Annotated in this window: 15 protein-coding genes and 2 rRNA genes; 4 read left to right on the forward strand and 13 right to left on the reverse strand. The window is 42.9% G+C overall.

The annotated features are described in order from the left end of the window. Positions 1-8: 8 nt before the first annotated feature. The gene (locus O1D97_RS19430; RefSeq protein ID WP_269127876.1) at positions 9-890 is read right to left on the reverse strand and encodes a LysR family transcriptional regulator; all 882 of its coding nucleotides are present in this window, start codon (positions 888-890) and stop codon (positions 9-11) included. Positions 891-998: 108 nt separating this feature from the next. Here O1D97_RS19430 and O1D97_RS19435 point away from each other — a divergent pair, with 108 nt between their 5' ends. Together O1D97_RS19435 and O1D97_RS19440 are read left to right on the forward strand one after the other, a co-directional pair. Next, entirely contained in the window at positions 999-1,307 is a 309-nt protein-coding gene (locus O1D97_RS19435; RefSeq protein ID WP_269127877.1) for a putative quinol monooxygenase, read from the forward strand. Next, positions 1,304-2,308, forward strand: coding sequence for a Gfo/Idh/MocA family protein (locus O1D97_RS19440; RefSeq protein WP_269127878.1), 1,005 nt, complete (start codon positions 1,304-1,306; stop codon positions 2,306-2,308). Before O1D97_RS19435 ends, O1D97_RS19440 begins: the two co-directional genes overlap by 4 nt. A gap of 82 nt (positions 2,309-2,390) precedes the next feature. Here the strand turns inward: O1D97_RS19440 and O1D97_RS19445 are convergent, their stop codons facing one another. The 10 genes from O1D97_RS19445 to O1D97_RS19490 all read right to left on the reverse strand — a co-directional run bounded on the left by O1D97_RS19445 (position 2,391) and on the right by O1D97_RS19490 (position 12,156). After that, positions 2,391-3,029, reverse strand: a complete 639-nt coding sequence (locus tag O1D97_RS19445; RefSeq protein WP_269127879.1) for an NAD(P)H-dependent oxidoreductase — start codon at positions 3,027-3,029, stop codon at positions 2,391-2,393. A 102-nt stretch (positions 3,030-3,131) separates the two neighbouring features. After that, positions 3,132-4,076 (reverse strand): PDC sensor domain-containing protein, encoded by a 945-nt coding sequence (locus O1D97_RS19450; protein ID WP_269127880.1) that lies wholly within the window; start codon positions 4,074-4,076, stop codon positions 3,132-3,134. Between the two features lie 129 nt (positions 4,077-4,205). Further along, on the reverse strand, positions 4,206-5,207 hold the full coding sequence (locus tag O1D97_RS19455) for an extracellular solute-binding protein (protein WP_269127881.1): 1,002 nt from the start codon (positions 5,205-5,207) through the stop codon (positions 4,206-4,208). A 39-nt stretch (positions 5,208-5,246) separates the two neighbouring features. Then, on the reverse strand, positions 5,247-5,933 hold the full coding sequence (locus O1D97_RS19460) for a Fe2+-dependent dioxygenase (protein WP_269127882.1): 687 nt from the start codon (positions 5,931-5,933) through the stop codon (positions 5,247-5,249). A gap of 1 nt (position 5,934) precedes the next feature. Beyond that, entirely contained in the window at positions 5,935-7,098 is a 1,164-nt protein-coding gene (locus tag O1D97_RS19465) for an alpha-hydroxy acid oxidase (RefSeq protein WP_269127883.1), read from the reverse strand. A gap of 127 nt (positions 7,099-7,225) precedes the next feature. After that, positions 7,226-9,538, reverse strand: a complete 2,313-nt coding sequence (locus O1D97_RS19470; RefSeq protein WP_269127884.1) for a TonB-dependent receptor — start codon at positions 9,536-9,538, stop codon at positions 7,226-7,228. A 9-nt stretch (positions 9,539-9,547) separates the two neighbouring features. Then, positions 9,548-10,462: an energy transducer TonB gene (locus O1D97_RS19475; RefSeq protein ID WP_269127885.1), complete on the reverse strand. Its 915-nt coding sequence runs from the start codon at positions 10,460-10,462 to the stop codon at positions 9,548-9,550. A gap of 2 nt (positions 10,463-10,464) precedes the next feature. After that, positions 10,465-10,869, reverse strand: a complete 405-nt coding sequence (locus tag O1D97_RS19480; RefSeq protein WP_269127886.1) for an ExbD/TolR family protein — start codon at positions 10,867-10,869, stop codon at positions 10,465-10,467. Further along, complete coding sequence (locus O1D97_RS19485) at positions 10,866-11,267, reverse strand: ExbD/TolR family protein (RefSeq protein ID WP_269127887.1); 402 nt, start codon at positions 11,265-11,267, stop codon at positions 10,866-10,868. The genes O1D97_RS19480 and O1D97_RS19485 overlap by 4 nt, the downstream gene beginning before the upstream one ends. After that, complete coding sequence (locus tag O1D97_RS19490; protein WP_269127888.1) at positions 11,257-12,156, reverse strand: MotA/TolQ/ExbB proton channel family protein; 900 nt, start codon at positions 12,154-12,156, stop codon at positions 11,257-11,259. Before O1D97_RS19490 ends, O1D97_RS19485 begins: the two co-directional genes overlap by 11 nt. Positions 12,157-12,355: 199 nt before the next feature. Here O1D97_RS19490 and O1D97_RS19495 point away from each other — a divergent pair, with 199 nt between their 5' ends. Next, entirely contained in the window at positions 12,356-13,021 is a 666-nt protein-coding gene (locus O1D97_RS19495) for a response regulator transcription factor (protein ID WP_269127889.1), read from the forward strand. Positions 13,022-13,181: 160 nt separating this feature from the next. Next, entirely contained in the window at positions 13,182-14,303 is a 1,122-nt protein-coding gene (locus O1D97_RS19500; RefSeq protein WP_269127890.1) for a sensor histidine kinase, read from the forward strand. A gap of 701 nt (positions 14,304-15,004) precedes the next feature. On the opposite strand, the gene rrf is transcribed toward O1D97_RS19500, so the two are convergent. Together rrf and O1D97_RS19510 are read right to left on the reverse strand one after the other, a co-directional pair. After that, positions 15,005-15,119, reverse strand: a 5S ribosomal RNA gene (gene rrf / locus O1D97_RS19505). Positions 15,120-15,380: 261 nt separating this feature from the next. Then, a 23S ribosomal RNA gene (locus O1D97_RS19510) occupies positions 15,381-16,995 on the reverse strand; the annotation flags it as partial.

Genomic DNA, 16,995 nt, shown 5'->3' on the forward strand with positions numbered 1-16,995 from the left:
AAAACCTCCTAGCGTTTTATTGTTGCCAATAGATACTCAATAACCATTCGAGTTTTCAACGGTAACTTCTTGGTTTTATACAAGAGGTTCACACCCATAGGCGTCGGGGCATACTCCTGTAGAATTTCAACCAGAAGGCCATTTTCAAGCGCATCCTTTACTAGCATCCTTGGTTGTAACAGGATTCCTGTGTGTTTGATGGCGGCCGTTTTCAGTACTTGGCCACTATTAGAGGCGAGACGGACGTGTTGTTTATTAAAAGCAACGGAATCAATTCCTAGTGCTCGATGAGCTTGTATATCACCGTAACGAAAACCTAAACACGAATGATTCATGAGGCTCTCTAAGGTGTCAGGAATCGTGTTTTTCTCAAGATAGTCTGGAGAGGCACAAAAAATCATTTCATATTCTCCGATGGGACGGGCAATTAATTCAGAATCCGCAAGTTCCCCAATTCGAATGACTAGATCAAAGTGATCATGCAACGGATCAATTAAATTATTGTCGAGTACTAAATCAATATTAATGTCGTCATTCGAGTTTAAAAAATCCGTAATAATAGGAGCGAGAATAATACTCCCAAAGGTCACTGGGCAATTGATTCGTACCGTCCCTTTGGGCCTTCCTGCATACGTTTGAATATTATTTTCCGCTTCGGAGATATGCTCCAAAATTCTCAGACATTCTAAGTAATATAGTTGTCCCGCGTCACTTAAAGAATAGCGTCGGGTTGTCCGATGCAGCAATCGAGTCCCTAAATGCTGTTCTAAAAACTTGATGTGCTTACCTATCATGGTTGGACTAATCGAAAAATCAACCGCTGCTTTTGTAAAGCTCTCACTTTGCACCACATGCACAAATATTTGCATACTTTTTAATTTATCTAACATTAGCAACCCACAGTTTATAAACAATCAATCAGATACTCATTTATTAACTCAAAGGAGTCAATTAGATTACTGAATTATATAATTTTGTTAATTTATTTGGATGATCGAATGTTGCAATCAGGTCTATTTATTACCGCAGAACTCCGTATCAAGCCGGACAAAGAGCTTAGTCATGCCATCTCAGCTCTGAACGCATATTGTCACGCCATGGAAACAGAGCCAGGTTGCTCTATGGCACTGCCATTACAAGATAAGGAAGACCCATACCGTTTTATTTTATGGGAAAGATACAATGACAACACGGCCTTTGAGGCTCACTTTCAAGCTCAGCACACCCAAGATTTTATGGCCTCTGAAATAGCGGACTTAGTCCAGGCGTTTGAATTGCAACATTCTGAGCTGGAGAAGTTAGTATGAATAAAATATTGAATTGGGGGATTATTGGAACCAGCTTTATCTCTGATGTGATGGCCGATGCCATTATTCAAGAAGGGCAAACGTGCCTCTACGCCGTTGCCGGTCGCTCAGTAGAACCTTTAGCTGAGTTCGCTAAAAAATACCACATCGACCACGTTTACCAAGACTATGATGCTCTGATCAATAACAGCAATGTCGATATTATCTATATCGCTTTACCTAACCATTTACACCATGAGTTTATTATAAAAGCGGCCAATGCAGGTAAAGCCATACTCTGTGAAAAATCCTTATCGATCGATATGAAAAAAACAGAACAAGCACTCACCGCCGTGGCCGACAACAAGGTGTTTTTTGTCGAAGGGTTAATGTACCTATCTCATCCTTTCATCAACACCATCAGGCAACACATTCACCACAACGTAATTGGTAATATACGCTCCATTCACGCTCAGTATTGCGCGCCAATCGCTGAATTTGTTAACCCTCAAAGTAAAGGGGCCTTATTTAATTTAGGCTGTTACCCTGTGTCTTTAATACAATTGCTGCTGCAAGAGTCTTTTGGTAACCACATTTTTAATGATTTTCATGTCTCAGCAACTGGCGTTCGAGGCACTGACGGAAATATTTGTGAGTCTTCGGCCCAATTTCGATTTGTTAACCTAGACACACAACAGCCAATTATTGCTCAAGTATATACAGCAGAAACCTATGGGCTACACGCCAGCTTTACTATTTTAGGGGAAACCGGACGTATTGAACTGTTATCTAACCCTTGGTTACCAGAAGGCAATCACAATACTCTAAGAGTTACCCAATATGAACAAGAGGGCAAAAACCTGGACGTGACCGCAGATGGCAATGGTTTTTTATACCAAGTAAGGCAGGTACGTGACGCACTAGAGCAAGGGCATACTTCCTTACAGAGACCTTCCGCTACGCCTTCGGATTCACATCAAGTCATGAAAATGCTTACCGCTTGGTATGACTCCCATAGCTAAGATAAAAAACCCCAATAACGGGAATGTCCAACTATTGGGGTCTATTTAAAGCCATAGGCTTTTCATTATTTCATACAAAAGACTAGTTCATTTCAGTAATGAAATTCTCTTTTGAACGACGAACTTTTTTCAGGTCCACTAGCCAGTCACCCGCGTCTGCACGGTAGCCAATTGGTAGCAATATCACTGAGCGTAAGCCGCGCTCTTTTAAGCCTAAGATAGTGTCCACTTCTTCAGGCACAAAACCTTCCATTGGGGTGCAATCCACCTTTTCTTCAGCCGCCGCAATTAAAGCCGTACCCAAACCAATATAAGCCTGACGTGCCGCATGCTGATAGTTTACTTCCGCATCACGTTTAGGGTACAGGCCTAAAATCATTTGACGATAATTTTCCCATCCCTCATTTACAAAACCTCGCTCTTCATTTACCAAGTCAAACATCATATTGACTCGCTCTTCCGTGTAGTTATCCCATGCCGCAAACACCAATAAATGTGAACAATCGGTGATCTGGCTTTGATTCCAAGCATGAGGTTTGATCTGCTCTTTTAACTCTGCATTCTTCACGACGATCACTTCATATGGTTGTAATCCACTTGATGTTGCCGTTAAACGAATGGCTTCCAGAATGCGATCAATTTTTTCTTGCTCAGCTGGACGAGACGCATCCATCTGTTTAGTTGCATAACGCCATTCTAGGTTTTTCAATAATTCAGACATTACTTTGGATCCCAATACAATATGTTGTCTCTTCTTAATAGCTGCTACTTGTTAGATATCAAGGTACACATTATGGAAAAAATGGTCATATCGAGGCGCTCTTTATTCAAAATGTTGCAGGTCTTTGGTATCTCGACTGAGTTTTAAATACAGTCCCAGACCCGCTAATAACCCCACGCCAGACCAGAGCATCCAAACCCCATTCATCAACTGGGTAATGTTGGCACTCAAAACCGATTTAAACATTAATAATAGCGCTTCAATAGAGACTGCGATAATGATGGCCGACATAAACCGCATTAAGGTTCTGCGGGTCGAATTGTAGTGATTAATGTCCTTACTAAACAACACCTCTTCCTCCAAAATAGTCTTCCCCAGGTCAAACACAGCGAGCCCTAACGTAATCATAACCACCACACCAAATGAGCTGGAAATGGTGTTATTAATCAGTGAAAAACTCTCGAAAAGTGACCAGAAAGCAGAAGATAACAACCAGAGCGAAACCAAGATCAAAGAGCCTCCGATCATCCCGTAGATACTTTGAAAAAGAGGATGCAAACGCGCCCTCCTCTCATCTCCCAATAAATAGGAGATCAGCCGTACCAGATTGAAATTAATCACTAGATAACCAATGTCACCGCCGTCTTTATCAATAAAATGCTGTACTGATGATACGGATAACTTGTAGGTTGCTGAAGATAAATATGGCTGGGTTACAACTACAGAGCGATCACTACTTTTAGCTAACTGGAAATAGGGCCTATGACTTCTATCACTGCCCTTGCCTAATTTACGAATACGTCGATTACTTACCGTAGAACTGAAAATGGTTTCTTTTTGCTGAATACCATTTACATCTAAACAATATAACAGCTCAACAAAAGGATACGACTTTGTTAAACGTTTTATGGTTTCTTGTTGCAGCTCAACATTATCGAGTAGCAATTCACCATCTAGACTGGTGAGAATGGAGGAGAGTAAATCATTAATCGTGCTTTCATTTGTGCGATATTTCTCAAGTAAATGAAAGTGGTTGTGTGTGGTCACGGAGTACAGCCTTTATAAATAAAAAAACCATATAACCATTTTTAAATGATATATTCAATATTCACAAAGTGAATACACAATAAAACACACCACACACAAAATCACCAACAAACCATATTACTTAAATGCCTACTTATATTGATTCTTTTTAATCAATGCTAATGCGTCTTGATGGAAGACACCTAAGTTTTCAAGGGCAGTAGAGTCTTCTTTAAACTTGCCCCACTTAGCCACTTCTCGTGCTGGATATACTTTTTCATTAGCCGGGTATTCCATACTTAACTTTGCAAACAACACCTGAGTTTGTTTGATCGTTAACCATTCAAGTAAATCAAGCGCGGCGGTTTTATTGTCTGAACTGGCCGTGACGGCCACTCCTGTTATATCTATGTGGACCCCATCAGCATCCTGATCAGCCCAAAATAATTTTAGTTTAGAATTTGGCTGTTCTCGTTTAAACCTGGCGAAATAATAGCTATTAATAATCCCCACGTCACACAACCCTTGGTTGATTGCAGCCGCTATCTTCATATCATCATCTAATGGCGCCAAGGCAAGATTATTCACCCAACCATTTAAAATCTGTTCAGTTTTCTCTGCTCCTTCCTTTTGAATCAGCATAGCGACAAGTGACTGACTGTATTCGTCATTTAACGATCTCAAACACAACTTACCCTGCCATTTCGATTGCGCTAAATCGGCATACCCCTGCAGATCACCAGCAGAAACCTTGTCAGGGTTATAAAGAATGGTGCGAGCCCTTTTAGAAAAAGCAAACCAATCATTTTTACTGGATTTTAAATAATCAGGAATGTTTTTATCTAAAGTACGAGACTGTACAGGTGACAATAAGCCTTTTTGAGAAGCGGACCAGAGATTCGCGGCCCCCGTAGTTAGAAACAGATCGGCAGGGCTAGCCTCGCCTTCAACACTTAAACGTGAGATTAACGTAGGCCCAGGGGCAACTAGGTAACGCACAGGCACGCCTGTTTCTCTAGAATAATCATCAAACAAAGGTTTGATATAACTGGCGTTACGGGAAGAATAGACCACCAGCTCTGAGGCCGAAACCACCTCAGATAAACCTAATAGAGCCATCGCCGCACAGCTAACATAAGATAGAATTTTCACTTCAATACACCTCTAAAAATTATAAATAAGTACATACGTTTAAGAGGGCTGGGCCCACTGACGAATCAAATTATGATAGATCCCACTTAGATGAACGACATCATGGTGGTTTGCCCCAAGCTCTCCCGTCAACCTCTGTACTGATTGGTCTAACTCAAACAAAATTTCACGCTGCTGGCTGTCCCGTACCATACTTTGAATCCAAAAAAAGGACGCTAATCGGGTTCCTTTCGTCACAGGGGCTACTTGATGTAAGCTGGTTGACGGATAAAGCACTAAATCGCCCGCTGCTAACTTGACACTTTGCGTACCATATTGCGTTGCAATCGTTAACTCACCGCCCTCATATTCATCCGGATCGGCTAGAAACAACGTGGCAGACAGGTCGGTACGCAAAGTTTTATGACTATTAGGCAACTGCATTAAAGAACCATCCACATGGGCACCGTAGGTCTCTGACTCCTTGTAACGGTTAAATTTTGGTGGATAGATTTTGTCCGGCAAGGCCGCTGAAATGAACGCTGGATGTTGGGATAATGCTCGTAATAGGTGGTTTCCAAGACTGATTGCAGGCTCTTTTGTATCATCCAGTTGATGATTTTGCTTCACATTTCGAGCAATTGAGCCTGCCGTATTAGTCCCCTCTTGCCAATCCGCTTTATCAAGATAATCTCTTATTTGGATGACTTCATCTGAGGATAATACATTTGGAATGGTCAGTAACATCTCACTGTCTCTCCGTATTTCTGTGTAGTTTCGAGTGTTTTATGTCTTCTATGCTGGCACATCCTGCTATGGCCATACAAAGCGCGAGCTCTTCTTTAAGCAACTTCATCATATGGGCGACCCCTAAAGCGCCGGCAACACTCAATGCATACACTTGTAAACGCCCAATCAATACAGCATCTGCCCCTAAAGCAATGGCTTTAAAAATATCAGCACCTGAACGGATGCCGCTGTCGAATAGCAAAGGATAATCCTTACCTACGGCATTACGCAGCTGGGATAACACGGTAAGGCAGGCAGGAACACCATCTAATGTACGCCCTCCATGATTGGATACAATCATTCCAGCCGCCCCTAAAGACTGATACAACAACGCATCTTCATCACTCATTACGCCTTTAATAAATACAGGAATGGTGCTTACTGAAAGTAATTTCTGCACTCGCTCTTTTGTTGCAGCGGTTTGCATGTATCGCAAAAAAATAGACTTGTGATTCGTTGAGGCTGCAGCAGGTGTGAGCGATGAGGATTGATGAATGATATTGGCCGCTTGCATATCATCAGGGAAAGTAAAGTTAGCCTTTAAAGCACTGTCACTTGGTACTTGAATAGACGCATCAATGGTTAACACAATGGCCTGATAACCTGCTCGGATTGCCCGTTGTAACAAAGCATGGGTATCTGCTTCTTTCGCTTGAAAGTAAAGCTGGAACCAGCTTTGAGAATGCGTATTTCTAGCAATATCTTCCAGTGAAAAGGAGGATAAAGTACTCGCAACCATACATGTGTCTGTCGCCGCGGCCGCTTCCGCTGTAGCAATTTCAGCGCGGGGATGAACGAGTTTTTGATGGGCTACCGGGGCTAAGAAAATAGGATGACTATAAGTCTGTGACAGAAGTTGAATTTGCGTATGAGCCTCGCTCAGATCCTTCAAAGAACGAGGAAGAATTGAATATTTTGTAAACGCATCCACGTTCGCTCTCAAAGTAACATTGTGACCGCTACCGCCATCAACATAAGCCAGTCGATCCGGCGGAATAAAATTCGCAGCGACCCTTTCATAATCGTTAGCTCGTACAATATCCGCCGGAATATGGTTTAACGGCGGATAGATTTTCTGATCTAATTGCATATTACCTGCTTGATTTTCACTATCCAAACTCAAGTTGATGGTCGCTCATCATGCCCCTCAAGACAAAACATCCACTTCCTTGAGTGTCACTCAAAAAAGCAGATGTTTGTATCAAAGTGCAGTGACCAAGTCCCTTCCTAGGGAACAAAGGAAATCGAGCTTAGAAGCTATAGTCCATCGTCAACTGTACATTTCTTTTGTCACCGATATATGTGAAGGAACCAGAACGGTAAGCGGCTAAGTAGTAATCTTCATTTAAGACATTACCAACATTCATACGCACTAGCATGTCACGACTCACTTGGTAAGATGCAAAAGCATCAAGTACAGTATAAGAAGGAACAGCTAAATCTCCCGCGGCGCTATCAGGTTGTCCTACATAACGAACACTTTCATACGTCGCCGTACCACCAAACGCAAATTTAGGCGTTGCCTGATAACGAAGGTGTAAAGAAGCCGACTTATCCGCAAAATTACCTAATGTTTTACCCACATTTTCTGGGACGATCGATTTTGTGACTTCCGCATCCATTACGGTAAAACCAACTTGAGCACTTAATTTATTTGTTAAATTACCCGCCAATCCAACTTCAACACCGTCTACTTGGTTCTGCCCTGTATTCAAAGACCCTAAGGTGCTGTATGAATCACCTGAAGGAGACTCCATTACATCATTTTTTGTAATACGGAACAGTGCCGCAGTAGCAAGTAACTTATCGTCATTAAAGCGCCATTTAGTTCCGAGCTCCCAGCTATCGGTTTTTTCTGGAGTTCCTAAGTCTGGATCATCGCCATCGACACAAATACCACCGTATCCACAGCTGGTACCGACATCAGATTCACCACCATTGATATTGGTTGCGGTAGAGTAGCTAGCATAAACATTGGCTTTCTCATTGATCTTAAAGCTCGCTCCCACATGGCCATTTAGGAAACCATCTCTATCTTCATAGGTAACGGATCTAGCAATGGTTTTATAATCGTAGAAGTCGTAGCGCAAGCCACCAAATGCCGTCCATTTATCATTTAGATCAACTGTGTCCATGGCTGAGAGAGAAACCGTTTTTACATTCCAATCAGAGTCAGAATCGCCTTTTCCATACTCTCTTCCCAATACGGAGTTAAGATCGGAAACCGTATTACCACTTTCATCTATTATACAATGGCTCGCACCCACACCACGACGCCCAGCGGTATAGCAGTTAGTATCTCCATTTGTTGAGTTGTCATAGACGCCGTTTAATACGCGTTGATCACTGTATTCAAAACCAAATACCAACTCATGATTAAGACCACCAATCTGCTGGTTACTCAAAATATTCAATTGGTTTGCAAACGACTCCACTTCTTGCCAGCCTTGGTGAGTACTTAATCCTGTTGAGGCATACCCATTCACTCCGTTAATGGCATCATCTTCCGTTGCGTAGCCCGTTGTGCCAGAGGCACCAGTAAGGAGGTAACCATTGTCTGTCGTACCATAACGAGTCAAGTTTACAAGGCGGGTCCTAGGACTAATTTCGTACCCTACTCGAACCGTTGCCGTATCCACCTGTGACGTTAAGAAATCTTCTTTTTGAAGATACACAGGTGTGCTTTTCACCGGAATACCGGTTGTACGATCAATGTAAGTCCCTAAATCAGGCTTATCATCGCCCTCAAAATGGTAGTAGTCAGCCGTGATTTCAAGTTTATCCGTTGGCATATGAGTAACAGAGAAGGCGGCACCTTTACGCTCTCTTTCTGCAGGAGAGCGATCAGGGACATCTTCATCGGCTAACAAAATATTAGCACGTACTGCGGTGTCATAATCGATCACTTTATTGATATCTAAAGTACCGCGATAGTAGTTATCGGTTCCAATACCTGCAGACAGCTTCCCAAAATCGTACTCTGTACTGGCTCGTTTAGTGGCCGAGTTTACCGCACCACCTGTCGTCCCTCTACCAGCAAAACTAGAACTAGGGCCTTTACTAATCTCAACTTGTTCAACAGCAAAACTTTCACGGATCGTCATGCCTGGATCGCGTAATCCATCAACAAACATATCGCTGCGCGCTTCATGGCCACGAATAACATATCGATCACCAAAAGCATTGCCATTTTCCCCTGTACCTAATGTGATACCTGGCTGCCCATCTAAGATTTCACGTAAATCACTGCGACCTGAGTCTGCAATTTCTGCTGAGGTCAGTACAGTAATGGTTTGAGGTGTTTCAGCTAAAGAACGGGTTCTGCGTGGATCAGAAAGCTTCTCGGCTAAATAAGAAGATCCTGGAACCGCATATGGGTTTGTATCCGGTGTAATGGTTTCTTCTACATCAAGCTTGTCCAGTACTATAGGCGCTTCTGCGGAAATGGCCATATCCGCCATCAAAGCACCTGAAATAGCAAGTGCCAGCGTACTTGGCGATAAGCCATAAGATCTATTTACTTGCCGAAGGCTTGATACGGATTTGACATTTTTATTAGACATAACGGTTCCTTAAAACAACTTACGATTTGTATTTAATGAAAATTTTATAGGCAGAGTCAGATCTAAATTACTCTCACCTAAGTCTCTTGGTATTCGAGGGAATGGGCTTGCCCTCATTAGCATGGCTAAAGCTTCTTTATCTAAACGCTCATCTCCCGAACTCGTAATAATCCGAGCATCGGCAACACTTCCGTTACTTTGGATCACAAAGCTAACCGTTGATGTCCCTGTCACACCGTCTCGACGGGCACTACGTGGATAACGTTTCGCTTTAGCAACACGAGCTAAAACTTGGCTTAAATAACTTTGTCTAGCGGCAGGATTACCACCTGTTTCTACGGTATCGCCTACCCCTGTTGCTTGCGTAGTTGAAGCCGAGGCCTCTTTATCCTTTTCAAGCTCATCATCCGTTTCACTATCGGTAGGTGTCATTATTCTAGGTTTGTCATCCAGTTCTGTTTCTTCTGCTTCAGGCTCTACTTCTGGTTCAGGCTTTACTTCGGGTTCAGGCTCTACTTCGGGTTCAGGCTCTACTTCGGGTTCAGGCTCTACTTCGGGTTCAGGCTCTACTTCGGGTTCAGGCTCTACTTCGGGTTCAGGCTCTACTTCGGGTTCAGGCTCTACTTCGGGTTCAGGCTCTACTTCGGGTTCAGGCTCTACTTCGGGTTCAGGTTCTACTTCTGGTTCAGGTTCTACTTCGGGTTCAGGCTCTACTTCTGGCTTATCTTTCATTTCTTCTAAAAGGTTTTTATTCTCCGACATCTCAGTAAAACTGCCGGCAATGCCAACACTTACCTGTAAACCATCCACTCCTTCCGCTATAGCACCATCACTGTTATCTGCAAACAACCAAGGAGCGAGTAAAGCAAAATGAATCAATACCGCGGTTATCAGACTAATGGCCGCATGCTTTATCGTGATCATTACTATTGTTCCGTTACTAATAGCAGCTGTTTAGTACCTAATTTTTTTACTGCTTGAAGAACAGGGTCCATCGAAGATGCAGGTAAATCTTTATGAATACGACAAATAATTTTGACCTCTAATGCAGGTGATAACTGACGTACTTGTTCAAACAGGTCCTTCGCTTCTACTTGAACATCATTTAGATAATAACGTTCGCCTGCCATCACTCTAATTTCGATATCTTGCAAGACCAGATCCGTTTCACTGCTTGACGTCGGTATAACCAATTGATCACTTCTTGATTCAATATGTCCTGCGATCATAAAAAAAATCAGCAATAAAAAAACAATATTAATGGCCGGAACCATACTTTCATCCAGCTTGTCACTAGATGAAGAAGTTTTCTCTGATGTAGTTAATATCATCGTGTAACGGACTCACTTATATTTAAATTTTTTACTCCAGAGGCATACACTTGATCAATCAACTTGATCACACTCTGAACACTGACGTCGCTTCTTGCAGCTAATACAACTTTGTCACCATTAGTCGAAAACGTCTGCAACTGGCTTTGCATTTCAGAGCTACCCCAGAGATACGTGATACCATTAATATTTACCTTGTCTTCTGCCTGTAACAGAATCTTTTGCGTTATCCCGCTGCTCTTTATCGCTTTTCCTTGGGGTGCGGTATTTAACTCGATTTGTTTCGCTGGATTAAATGTTGAAGACAACATAAAAAACAATAAAAGAATAAACACAACATCAATCAGGGGAGTAATACTGATGGAGTGTTTATGTTTTTTTGGCATTTCAAGCAGCACGATTACTCACTCCAATGCTTGCAATCTCTTTGATATTTAGTTCTGGTGAGCTAGTAAAGACTTTAGTAACAACATCATTAATAGAGTAACTCACTCGCTCAACCTTACGTTCCAGCCAGCTATGAGCAGTAGAAACAGGTAAAGCAACAGCCAAGCCCGCCGCCGTCGTTAATAAAGCCTGCCAGATACCACCCGACAGCACAGAAGGGTCAACCTGACTACCCGCCGCTTCCATCTGCTGGAAGGCGACGATCATGCCTAAAACCGTCCCCATCAAGCCCAGCAAAGGGCTCAAGCTAGCAATCACGTCTAATGGCCGTAAGAAAGACCGTAACTCTTGGATAAACTCATTCGCTTGGCGGCTTAGTTCTTCATGCAGCCTCTGTGAGTTTTGATGGTTAGAGACTCCTTCCATTGCGTAACGAACGATATTGGAAACCGGATGATTTACATTCAGCACCTTTAATGCCGTATTGCGGTCTTGTTTTTCCCAATGGCGTAAACTAGCTCTGACGTTCTGAAGGTTTTCTGGACGCAAACGAAAGAACTGCCAGATTTTTAGTAAAATAATGCTTAATGAAAATATCGATAACGCGGTAAGTATCCAAACAACAGGGCCACCGATTTCAATGAGAGACATAATCTGTTCAAGCGGACCACTTACCAGCTCAGATCCTGAAACAACAGGAGCGGTGGCCGCCATATTGGATATAGGCTCAATAGTCATTTCACTCACTTTTTCCGTAGGTAAATGTTCACTTACAGTTTGAGCGGCATCAGTTGAAAGAGCCATAGCCTCAGGTACAGCACCACTTTCACTTACTACCGTTGCCGTATTAGGAGTACCTAAATGCTCATCGATATTTAAATCATTACTGTTTGTGTTCACTGTTTGACCTTTCATTAAACGATAAAGAGATTAGTTATCATTAGTGTTAAGTTTATTATTGCGGTATTCTATGTTCAGCGCTGTTAACAAAGCGTTAACTTTGGAAATTCTCTTCGCATTCAATACGTTTATTTTTAAATCAAAGAAGATCCAAGCCTATAGATATCAACAGCTAAAAATGTACTGAAAAGGGTTTACTATGTTAGAAGTCTTAATAGTTGAAGATGATCGCGATTTAGCACTATCCATTGGCGATCACTTAGAATGTGAAAAAATCGTCTGCGATTACGCTTCAAATGGATTAGAAGGAGCATTATTGATCGAGAAGAATCATTATGACGTCATTATTCTTGATATTAATATGCAAGGGATGGATGGGTTGTCTCTATGTGAGAAAATGAGAGGAAACGGAATAGACACACCCATCTTAATGCTAACGGCTCGAGATACATTAGAAAATAAAATTGAAGGCTTCAGGGCTGGGGCAGATGACTACCTAGTTAAACCATTTGACATAGAAGAACTGATAGCAAGGCTACATGCACTCTCCAAACGACGTAGCGGTCAGGTATCTAAATTAGTGGCGGGGCCATTGGAACTCGATTTAAATCGACGTATTGGAACCCTTCATAATCAAGAAATTACTCTTACGCCTACCGCGTTTAAACTCTTAGAAATCTTATTAAGAGCCAGCCCAAACCCTGTATCAAAAGCCAGCTTGACTCAAAACCTGTGGGGTGACGATCTACCCGACAGCAATAAATTACGCGTCCATATACACAAAATTCGAAAAATTCTCAGCACCAATAACTCTGAAAACATTCTAAAAACATCGCCTAGCTTTGGCTTTTATATAGAAAAATAAGACCTTACTACTCGTACTTTTTATGATGAAAAAGAAACATAGCCTAAAACACTACCTGCTTTTCTGGGGAATCTCCCTAGCATTATGCCTGTCCTTATTATTGTCCTATCAAGGCACTCAATTTTTTTTAAAAGGACTGGACTTGGGGAAGATTGAGCAAATGAAACACGCAGCTAACTTATTGCCCGTCGATGAAAAAAGTACACAGTTACAATTTGGCTATCATGTGGCTATTAGTTGGAACCTGGTTCCCGATGATATCAAAAGTGTTTTCTCATCACCCCCAAGGGAGTTTGAAACCTTTATAAAGCATTATCAAAATTGGTGGTATTTCGCACCGCCTGAAACAGGTTATTACCTAATGAGAACAACAAACAACCTTGGTGAACAGAGATATATTTCTCTTATTCTCGATTTTAAAACAAGACAATCAATCTTAGAGAGTAAAACTCAACTCGACCCTATGGTTAAAATAGCCTTATGGGGGCTCGGTGCCATTCTCACTTATAGCTTACTTATCTATTGTCTTTTTATCATGCTCTCAAAGCCCATTAGCCAGCTATACAAATGGGCCAGTGAACTGTCTTTAGAACAGCAATCTAATGCTCTCCCTGATTTTCAATATGAAGAACTCAATGCTCTAGCCAATATTCTGTATACAAATATGCAGAGCATGAACAAAGCTCTTGATAGGGAAAAAGAATTTCTTAGCTACGCCAGCCATGAACTCAGGACACCCATCGCCACTCTTAAAAGTGATATAACACTCTTAGATAAAATAAGCCCTTCTCCGACAGAAAAGGAAAGAGAAATAAGAGACAGAATGTTCAGGTCAAACCACACAATTAAAGGGATAACCGAAACCTTACTCTGGATGAATCGGGAGCATCAAGAACCAATGCCATTAGTCGCAATCGATGTAGAAACTTTATTAAAGCAGACCATCAGCGAACTAGCGCACTTACTTAAGGATAAAAACATTATCGTCACCCTAGAGACGACGGAAAGCCAGCAACGGCTTCCTGAAGCTCCCTTTATCATATTAATCACGAATATCATTAGAAATGCCTTCCAACATACAACAAGCGGCTACATTCATATAGAGCAAAACGCAGAGCAAATTCAAATAACGAATAATCTTACTAAAGATAAAAACAGTACAAATATAGGGTTTGGCTTAGGTTTAAAACTAATACGAAAAATCGCAGATCGCTTTAACTGGACCGTCATTGAAAGCCAATCTGAAACAACAAAGCGCATCACTTTTAAGTTACCTAAATAAATGTAACCTTGTTCAAATACCGCCGCCATGAAAGAGACAAAGAGAGACGCTTTTTAAAGCCTCTGGTAGACACACTTACTGGACGGTATGGCTGAATGTGCACAGCAAATAGTTGGAGTAACGGTTTGAAAGGTAGGTCGGCATTGATGCCGACAAAAAGAGGCTCATTAGGATAAGTTGATTGGTAGCTCTTGAAGAACAATACAGGTCGGAGCTTATTACGCACACACATTGCCGGTCTGAAGTCGCCATAAATCCCAACAGGAGATGTAAGTCGGGATTCATCCCGACAAAAAGTATCATGTTAGTCGATATAGGTATGCTGTGTGGCATTATTGTTGGCCTAAAGGCCAACCTACAGGAGATGTAAGTCGGGATTCATCCCGACAAAAAAGTGTCATGTTAGTCGATATAGGTATGCTGTGTGGCATTATTGTTGGCCTAAAAGCCAACCTACGAGAGATGTAAGTCGGGATTCATTCCGACAAAAAGTATCATGTTAGTCGATACAGGTATGCTGTGTGGCATTATTGTTGGCCTAAAGGCCAACCTACGGGAGATGTAAGTCGGGATTCATCCCGACAAAAAGTATCATGTTAGTCGATATAGGTATGCTGTGTGGCATTATTGTTGGCCTAAAGGCCAACCTACAGACGAAAAAAAGCCCTGATTGCGTGAGCAATCAGGGCTTTCTAAATAAAACTTGACGACGACCTACTCTCACATGGCGAATGCCACACTACCATCGGCGATGACGCTTTTCACTTCTGAGTTCGGGATGGGATCAGGTGGTTCAACGTCTCTATGATCGTCAAGCAAACGGGTTGCGTTCGTTCTGAGTGTCTGTGTTAAGCCGTTAGGCTTAATCCAGCAGGTTCACTCACAACACGCCAATACGTGCTTGAATCTTTAACAATGCTTTTTTTGAAATAGCGATAACCAAGTATCAAACCAGCCACATCATTGCTGATGCTGTCGTAATCTGTGTCTCTATGATCTTTTCATGATGCCGTTTGACCCTTCTCTTTACGAGTTTTCTCAGTCTCTCTTTATCACTCAAAACCACTTTGGTGTTATATGGTCAAGCCTCACGAGCAATTAGTATTGGTTAGCTCAATGCCTCACAGCACTTACACACCCAACCTATCAACGTCGTAGTCTTCAACGGCTCTTTAGGGGACTTATGTCCCAGTGAGATCTCATCTTGAGGGAGGCTTCCCGCTTAGATGCTTTCAGCGGTTATCCCGTCCGAACATAGCTACCCGGCAATGCCACTGGCGTGACAACCGGAACACCAGAGGTTCGTCCACTCCGGTCCTCTCGTACTAGGAGCAGCTCCTCTCAAATCTCAAACGTCCACGGCAGATAGGGACCGAACTGTCTCACGACGTTCTAAACCCAGCTCGCGTACCACTTTAAATGGCGAACAGCCATACCCTTGGGACCGGCTTCAGCCCCAGGATGTGATGAGCCGACATCGAGGTGCCAAACACCGCCGTCGATGTGAACTCTTGGGCGGTATCAGCCTGTTATCCCCGGAGTACCTTTTATCCGTTGAGCGATGGCCCTTCCATACAGAACCACCGGATCACTAAGACCTACTTTCGTACCTGCTCGACGTGTCTGTCTCGCAGTTAAGCGCGCTTTTGCCTTTACACTCTACGCATGATTTCCGACCATGCTGAGCACACCTTCGTGCTCCTCCGTTACTCTTTGGGAGGAGACCGCCCCAGTCAAACTACCCACCACACAGTGTCCTCGATCCCGATAAGGGACCTGAGTTAGAACCTCAAACATACCAGGGTGGTATTTCAAGTTTGGCTCCACTAGAACTGGCGTCCTAGTTTCAAAGCCTCCCACCTATCCTACACAAGTAGGTTCAAAGTTCACTGTGAAGCTATAGTAAAGGTTCACGGGGTCTTTCCGTCTAGCCGCGGATACACAGCATCTTCACTGCGATTTCAATTTCACTGAGTCTCGGGTGGAGACAGTGTGGCCATCGTTACGCCATTCGTGCAGGTCGGAACTTACCCGACAAGGAATTTCGCTACCTTAGGACCGTTATAGTTACGGCCGCCGTTTACTGGGGCTTCGATCAAGAGCTTCGCTTACGCTAACCCCATCAATTAACCTTCCAGCACCGGGCAGGCGTCACACCCTATACGTCCACTTTCGTGTTTGCAGAGTGCTGTGTTTTTAATAAACAGTCGCAGCCACCTGGTATCTTCGACCGATCAATGCTTACGGAGTAAATCCTTCACACTAACCGGCGCACCTTCTCCCGAAGTTACGGTGCCATTTTGCCTAGTTCCTTCACCCGAGTTCTCTCAAGCGCCTTGGTATTCTCTACCTGACCACCTGTGTCGGTTTGGGGTACGGTTCATGTATATCTGAAGCTTAGAAGTTTTTCCTGGAAGCATGGCATCAACTACTTCGTCCAAAAGAGGACTCGTCATCAGTTCTCGGTCTTAAGAGGGCCCGGATTTACCTAAGCTCTCAACCTACCACCTTAAACACGGACAACCATCGCCGTGCTAGCCTAGCCTTCTCCGTCTCTCCATCGCAATATACATAAGTACAGGAATATTAACCTGTTTCCCATCGACTACGCATTTCTGCCTCGCCTTAGGGGCCGACTCACCCTGCCCTGATTAGCATGGGACAGGAAACCTTGGTCTTCCGGCGGGGAAGT

Source organism: Marinomonas phaeophyticola, assembly GCF_026966905.1.
GTDB lineage: Bacteria > Pseudomonadota > Gammaproteobacteria > Pseudomonadales > Marinomonadaceae > Marinomonas > Marinomonas phaeophyticola.

Excerpts from the sequence above, each read along its gene's own strand:
- O1D97_RS19430 (WP_269127876.1), bottom strand. The coding sequence starts at position 890 with ATGTTAGATAAATTAAAAAGTATGCAAATATTTGTGCATGTGGTGCAA.
- O1D97_RS19435 (WP_269127877.1), top strand. The coding sequence starts at position 999 with ATGTTGCAATCAGGTCTATTTATTACCGCAGAACTCCGTATCAAGCCG.
- O1D97_RS19440 (WP_269127878.1), top strand. The coding sequence starts at position 1,304 with ATGAATAAAATATTGAATTGGGGGATTATTGGAACCAGCTTTATCTCT.
- O1D97_RS19445 (WP_269127879.1), bottom strand. The coding sequence starts at position 3,029 with ATGTCTGAATTATTGAAAAACCTAGAATGGCGTTATGCAACTAAACAG.
- O1D97_RS19460 (WP_269127882.1), bottom strand. The coding sequence starts at position 5,933 with ATGTTACTGACCATTCCAAATGTATTATCCTCAGATGAAGTCATCCAA.
- O1D97_RS19470 (WP_269127884.1), bottom strand. The coding sequence starts at position 9,538 with ATGTCTAATAAAAATGTCAAATCCGTATCAAGCCTTCGGCAAGTAAAT.
- O1D97_RS19475 (WP_269127885.1), bottom strand. The coding sequence starts at position 10,462 with ATGATCACGATAAAGCATGCGGCCATTAGTCTGATAACCGCGGTATTG.
- O1D97_RS19480 (WP_269127886.1), bottom strand. The coding sequence starts at position 10,869 with ATGATATTAACTACATCAGAGAAAACTTCTTCATCTAGTGACAAGCTG.
- O1D97_RS19495 (WP_269127889.1), top strand. The coding sequence starts at position 12,356 with ATGTTAGAAGTCTTAATAGTTGAAGATGATCGCGATTTAGCACTATCC.
- O1D97_RS19500 (WP_269127890.1), top strand. The coding sequence starts at position 13,182 with ATGAAACACGCAGCTAACTTATTGCCCGTCGATGAAAAAAGTACACAG.